Below are 6302 nucleotides of genomic sequence, written 5' to 3' on the forward strand. Positions count from 1 at the left end.
CGACGATACTGTGGACACGAGCGCGACCCCCGGGACGATCTTCGGCTTCAACACCTGAAAGATCACCAGGGGTCGCGCTCGCCCCTCACACCGGCCCCTCAAACGAGTCCACCACCAGGGGCAAAACGGACATCAGACCCAAACGGCAAGAACGCCGGGGCCCTGGGTTCTGGGCAGGGCGGCGCCACCTGGTCGACTCGCTGCAGGTGCGCATAGTCAGCGGCGGCCGAAGGAGCGCATCTGCTATGGGCCTTCGCGGTTGTGATTGCTCGATGATAGAAACCCGAACGGTCGGGACATCGTCATGGCCGGGCTGAAAGGATGGAAGAGTTCGGTGGCTCAGAAGGTGGAGACGCGGGTCGTTGACGACCTGGATGGTTCCGTGGCGGCGGAGACGGTGAGCTTTGCGTTCGAGGGTCGGGAGTACGAGATCGACCTGTCGCAGGAGAACGCTGCGCGGCTTCGTGACAGCCTGTCCGTGTTCGTCGGGGCGGCGCGTCACGCGGGTGGTGGTCGTCGGTCGGTGGGGGCGCGGGCTGCGCGGGGTTCGTCGGTGGACCGTGAGCAGACCCACTCGGTGCGGGAGTGGGCGCGGGACAACGGGTTCGAGGTGTCGAGTCGGGGGCGGATTCCGGGGGCGGTGCTGGAGGCGTATGCGCAGCGCGCCTCACAGGTCGCGGTGGCGCCGGCGAAGACCGAATCGACGAGCCGACCGCTGGTGACGGACCCGTTCGCGGTGCAGACGGCGAGCTGACTCGCGGTCCCCGGTCGTCGCGACGCTCCTCCGGTTGATCTCAGTGGTTTGTCGTGACGGGGGCGGCGGCCCCTGTATGTCGGATCTGAAGTTCGTGCACTGCTCGGGGCCGCCGCCGCCCGGCGGGGCTCGAACTCGCGGTCAACCGGCTACCGCGCCGACCGAGGAGGGCAGCCGATGACCGGCGAGCACGAGTTTCAGCCCGGTGACGTCATCCGCATTGCCCTGCCCGGCTCCGACGAAGATCTGCAGTTCGTCATCAGCGATGTGCGCGACGGCGGTGGCAGTGAGACCGAGTCGCTGATCCCCGACCCAGAGAACGCGGACCTGCCACTGCCCTGGGAGTAACCCATTCGCGTCTCAGGCGTGACCTCGTCCGGATTCTGTCGGTGCCACTTTCTTGCGGCGACCTTCCTCGAACGGTCCCGATCCAGACTGAGGCATCCCACGCCGCCGAGTGGTTTCCGATCCTGCGAGATCTCGCCGACTTCGCTGTTCATTCCTGGGCCCGCTTCCTCGAGCTGGACCGAGATGTTCCACGCTGCCCGGTCGCCCGGTCGCCCGGTCGCCCGGTCGCCCGGTCGCCCGGTCGCGCGGTCGCGCGGTCGACGGTGACGACCACGCCCATGACGCAGGCTGCGACATCTATCGGCACTACCCGGTATCCGCGGCCGATCGCCTCGACGAGCGCGGCCAGGCTGTAGCTGACGTAGCCTCGGTGGGCGTCGAGGTGGCTGTCGCGTGAGGCAACCTGCCTGAGGATGTCGGCGGTGTGGGAGATCGCTTGCGTGTCCCGGCGGGCGGCGGCAGCGCGGTGCTTACCGCGGGTGTACGGCGCGGCCATAGCGAGGTCCCTCCTACAGGGTGCTCTTGCGGCGGTCGCCAAGCGCTTCCCCCGCTCGGCGACCGCGCAGGGAACAGGCGATGTGCGACCTGTGGAGTGTCGACCGGAAGGTGCTCGTCGAGATGGTGCGCCAGATCGAGGTCGACGGCCTCGACTTCGGCGACCTCGCCGCCGAGTTCGAGAAGGTGGGAATCGACCTGGTCACCGGGCCGGTTGGTGGAGCGCCTGGTGCGCGACGAGATGCTCACCGGAGACCCGACATTCGGCGGCGACTGGGTCATTGGCGGCGTCACCGACCGCGGGTTACGCGAGTCCGGGGTGTCCCACTGCCGACCAGCTCGGCGCGCAGCTCATCTCCGCCCTGGCCGAGGCCGATGACCGCGAGCCGGAGCCGGAGCCGGAGCCGGAGCCGGGGCCGCGGACCAAGCAGTGGGCTACGGCTACCGGACTCGCCGGGGCTGACAAGGACGTGCTCGTCGATGTCATGGCGGCCGTCCTGACCGGGGCGAACTCGGTCAGCTAGCGACTCCGACCGTCCCGCAGTGAGCTGTCCAGACCGCGTCCGTGGCTCAGCCGCTGCGGCGTACCTCGTCATCGCCCAACCCGGCGACGAACGCCTCCGCCAAGTGCACCCACTGCGCGTACGACACCCCCAACTCCTCGGTGACGGCGTCACCAGCCTCCTCGACAGGCCAGTCGAAGCACAGCGCCGGGACGTACTCGGGTCCGTCGGACGTCCAGTGCGCGATGACCGGACCGCGCCGGTTCGCGCTGCGGTGAAGGATTCCGACGATGTCGCATCGGCTGGCCTCCGCCCGCACCTGCGGAAACTGGGCCCGGCCCGACCAGTCGCGCCACGCCCGGCGAAACGCGAACTCCACGGACGCCTTGTTGCTGGTCAAGGCCTCGACGCCCAGCGCGAGCACGCCCACGGCCAGGCCCTCGCCGACAATCTTCTGCTGCTGCGCCTTGCTCAACTCACCACGGACCATGCGGCGCATGATGCCGGGTCGCGGACTCGGCCAGGCTCACCGGCGGGCAGTCGGTGAGCGCCTCGAAGCCGACGCGCTGCACGAGCTCCGCGGCGTCGCCGCCCGACCGGTACGCGGTGCGTCATCCGGGCCGGGTGTGCGGCATCGACCCCGGGTATCGGTGGCGGCACCGTGGCAGGCTCAACTGCGCCCGACCACGGTCACGTGGCGTCCGGCGCGGTGGCGCAGTCCTGCGCGGCGCTCGGCGCCCACCGGGTTCCAGGGCCCCGGGGTCGGGCCAGCGGCGGGCCTGGCAGGTACACAGGTCGGGCGGGGCCGCGTGCACGCTCATCTCGACCAGCCTGCCCCGCCGGCGACCGGGCGACGTGCAGGCGCGGCCGGTCCAGCGGCGGCTCGGTCCACTCCCAGCTGTTGTGGGCCGCCGCACCGGTACGGCCGCCAGCCCGAGCACCCGGCCGGGCCGCAGCCGGTGCCCGTCTCTGTGGGCAGCGGGCGGGGTCGACCACCCGCAGCCCGCCGCTCGGGGTGGGCGTCGTCTCGTCGACCAGCTCGGGGCGGCGGGCACGGCGGCTGACGCCTGCGCCTCACGCTCCGCCACATCTCTCGCGTCAGCGCCACCGGTGACAGATCCTGCCATCTTTCGCAGCAGTAGATAACGATACTGCGTAGTCTCGTCCTGCCTCCCGGCCCTAAGTTCGAGTCGGGTGGCTGGTCATGGTCCAGCAACAGGTTCGTCTCGTGATGATGACAGAGATCGGCGCCCGTCCGAAGTCTCTGCGCTTTTGATACGGGTGGACGCGGGTTGACCGCCCTTGACCGCAGAACGCTCGTGCCGGGCGACCTCGCAGCGCCCCTCGAGGACGACCAGCCGGGCCGGGACCGAGTAGGCCGCGGTGCGGACCGAGCGGCAGCGGGCCGTTGCGGCGCCACGCCCACCGCAGCGACGCCCGAATCCCCTCGCACCAGCCGGGCCGCAATGCGGCCCGGCGCGGCCGCCGGACGTCGAGCAGCTCCGCGGCCAAGTACTCCGCTTCGATCAATTCCTCATACGCTGTCGCCGACTTGCCAGTCGCCGGGGAGTAGGCGGGGTAGCGGCGCCCGCTGCTGGTCCGGACGATGGCTCCGGCCAACCACTGACAGGTCGAGGCAACGCCGCCGACATACCAGTCAGTAACTCCCTGGGCGGCCCGCTCGCGGGACAACCGCTGTGCCTCGGCCCAGAGCGCGCCGAAGTCGTCCCGGGGCACCCGGAGGATGCCGACCGGGATGCGCGCGCGATGTCGTGCTCGGTGACCTCCATGCGTCGTCCGAGCAGGCCGCCGGAACGGCGCGGCGTGGGTGTGCGCTCAAGGCCGCGCGGGCCGAGGAACAAAGGAACAGCCTGTCGACCGCCTTCAGCGGGGGCGGGCCTGCCGACCCTCGGCATGCCACAGCCTGACTCACCGCTAAGGGCGCTCCGCGGACCTACCCGATCGGTCCGCGGCTTGCTTGCCAAGGTGGTCCACGATCTTCATCGTGTCCACGGCGACGGTCGTGACCCGCTCAATGAGGTTCACGACGTACTGAGGGTCGTCGTGTTCGTCGCACCAGTCGTTGGGATCGTTGACGATCCCTGAGGCCTTGTCGACCTTGCGCTGGTAGCGCTCGATAATCCAGCCCAAGGCGCTGCGGGAGCCCAGCTGGTACCGCTCCGCCGTCTCGGGAATGCCCGCGATCGTGACTTTCGGGTTGTAGACGATCGTCGAGTAGTCGCCCTTGGTCTTCCACTTCATCTTGGCCACGCGCCAGGTCTCCCGGTCGTCCGGGTCGGCGCCGGGCTTGAGTTGCACGTCCAGCGGGTACGGGTCGACCGATTCGTACTTCACGTGCAGGTCGGCCAGGGCGCGGCCGGCGGCCGCGAGCTGCTCGAACCGCTTGCGGTTCGACGGTGTGGGAATGTGCGGGAGCATCTTGCGCAGGTCGGCCGCGTAGGTCTGGCGATAGTCGGGGTCGTGCAGCAGGCCGTACACCGAGTAGAAGACGTCGTCCTTGGTGACCGGGGCGCCGATCGCCTGCTCGTACAACTCGACGATGGCGTCGGTGATGTTGTCGACGCGGCGGTAGCCGTGCTCGTCAACGTCGCCTGCATCAGACTCGAAGTCGAACCCACCATCGTCGGGATCAGCCTTCTCGTAGGTCCAGCGGGGGAAGAACTGCGCCGTGTCCAGGAGGTGCAGGTTCGGCAGCAGATCGGTTATGAACGGTGTGAACTCAAAGTGTGACGCCGGACCGGTGAGAACAATACCGAGGTTCTCGTGGTGGGGCGTCGGAAACATCGAGGGCAGCCGACCGCGTCGCTCGTTGAGGAAAGAGTCGAAGTACACGTACTGCGACTGAAATGGTCTATAGCAACCACGAGCCACATCGTTAGGATGGAAGTCGGCTCGCGTTCCACGTGCAAGGTCGCCCTTAAGTCCATCACTCCGCGCGATCTGACTTTGGGTCCGCGTCAATGAATGCGTTTACGTGTTGCTTTCGATCGCGGATTCCGTGTCGCTCGCAGTAATCCATAAAGCCGTCACATTGAGCATTGTAGAAATTGATCGTGCGGCGCATGTTCAATCCTACTGTCGCACGCGAAAAATTGTAACACCAGGCATCACGGTTAGTCTTGAGTCCGCCTGAGTGCGCCGCGAACACTACGGCCCCGACCGCCTTGCCGCCGATCGCACGCCAGGTGCCGAATTTGTCGCTTCGCTGGGTGATCCAGTCACCGTGGGCGTTGGGTGTGATGGGCTGCCAGTCGACTGTGGTGAGTGTGCCGTCGGCGATGGTGCGGAGTTTGTCCTCGCGGGTGAGGTAGTCGCCGATGTCGCGGTAGCGCACCTCGCAGGGGCCGGTGTGGCTCGGGTCCTTGACTCCGATGAAGATCGCGACGGTGTTGCGGCTGCCTGCGCCGAAGACCTTGCCGCCTTCCTTGCGGTTCAATGGCGGGCCAGCGGCAGAGCGGCCATCTGGCTGTCGCTGACGCGGACCCCGGTTTCGTAGGTGTCGGTGTCGAGTTCGGCCGCGACGGTGAGCCCGGTACGGGTGGTGGTCGCGGCGATGCTGTTCACGATGACCTCGTGGCTGGACAGGGCCTGCCCCGCCAGTTCATGGTGATGTGGGAGAACAGCCGGTGCTCGATCTTGTTCCACTTGCAGGTGCCGGGCGGGAGGTGGCACACGGTGATCTCCAGGCCGGTCTCCACTGCCAGGGCGGCCAGCTCGGCCTTCCACGCGCGAGTGCGGTAGCCGGTGGAGCCACCCGCATCCGCGGTGATCAGCAGGCGCCGCGAGCGCGGATAGCCGGCCCGGCCCACCGCGTCCCACCAGCGATGCAGGCAGGCCACGGCGAACGCGGCGGTGTCATGGTCGGTGCCCACACCGACCCAGCCGGTGTTCGCGCCCAGGTCGTAGATCCCGTACGGGATGGCCTTGCCCAGCTCTCGATCGGGGAAGTCGTGGGTGTGCACCTCGACCGGCTCGCCGTGGCGACGCCACTGCCGTCCGGCGTTGCGGTACTGGCCGACCAGCTCCTTCTTCTTGGTGTCCACGCTGATCACCGGGTCCCCGGCCGCCTGGTGCTGCCTGGCGTGGTCGTTGAGGTAGTGGAACTGCGCGTCGCGGTCCGGGTGCTGGTTGCCCTCGATCGTCTTGGCGTTGCCCTGCAGGCTGAAACCTTCCTCGCGCAG

General features: G+C 68.3%; 6 protein-coding genes and 2 pseudogenes. 3 read left to right on the forward strand and 5 right to left on the reverse strand.

What is annotated here, in order from left to right:
• Positions 1 to 334 precede the first annotated feature (334 nt).
• Both KME75_RS39075 and KME75_RS39080 read left to right on the forward strand, forming a co-directional pair.
• Positions 335 to 664, forward strand: a pseudogene (locus KME75_RS39075) (histone-like nucleoid-structuring protein Lsr2); the annotation flags it as partial.
• A gap of 267 nt (positions 665 to 931) precedes the next feature.
• A complete protein-coding gene (locus KME75_RS39080; RefSeq protein WP_219419984.1) occupies positions 932 to 1102 on the forward strand; it encodes a hypothetical protein in 171 nt (56 codons plus the stop codon).
• 148 nt (positions 1103 to 1250) lie between these two features.
• On the opposite strand, the gene KME75_RS39085 is transcribed toward KME75_RS39080, so the two are convergent.
• Positions 1251 to 1598, reverse strand: coding sequence for a hypothetical protein (locus tag KME75_RS39085; protein WP_219419986.1), 348 nt, complete (start codon positions 1596 to 1598; stop codon positions 1251 to 1253).
• 280 nt (positions 1599 to 1878) lie between these two features.
• On the opposite strand from KME75_RS39085, the gene KME75_RS39090 reads away from it, so the two are divergent.
• Positions 1879 to 2121 carry a hypothetical protein gene (locus KME75_RS39090; protein ID WP_219419988.1) on the forward strand — a complete coding sequence of 81 codons (243 nt, stop codon included), beginning with the start codon at positions 1879 to 1881 and terminating at the stop codon, positions 2119 to 2121.
• 46 nt (positions 2122 to 2167) lie between these two features.
• Here KME75_RS39090 and KME75_RS39095 read toward each other — a convergent pair whose 3' ends face one another.
• From KME75_RS39095 to KME75_RS39110, 4 genes and pseudogenes are all read right to left on the reverse strand, one after another.
• Complete coding sequence (locus KME75_RS39095) at positions 2168 to 2590, reverse strand: hypothetical protein (protein WP_219419991.1); 423 nt, start codon at positions 2588 to 2590, stop codon at positions 2168 to 2170.
• Positions 2591 to 4035: 1445 nt separating this feature from the next.
• Entirely contained in the window at positions 4036 to 5082 is a 1047-nt protein-coding gene (locus tag KME75_RS39100) for a type ISP restriction/modification enzyme (protein WP_219419993.1), read from the reverse strand.
• Positions 5048 to 5557: a type ISP restriction/modification enzyme gene (locus KME75_RS45440; protein ID WP_219419996.1), complete on the reverse strand. Its 510-nt coding sequence runs from the start codon at positions 5555 to 5557 to the stop codon at positions 5048 to 5050. Before KME75_RS45440 ends, KME75_RS39100 begins: the two co-directional genes overlap by 35 nt.
• Positions 5557 to 6302 (reverse strand): annotated as a pseudogene (locus KME75_RS39110) (ISAzo13 family transposase); the annotation flags it as partial. The gene KME75_RS45440 and the pseudogene KME75_RS39110, both read right to left, overlap by 1 nt.

It is taken from the genome of Pseudonocardia nigra, from assembly GCF_019396355.1.
GTDB lineage: Bacteria > Actinomycetota > Actinomycetes > Mycobacteriales > Pseudonocardiaceae > Pseudonocardia > Pseudonocardia nigra.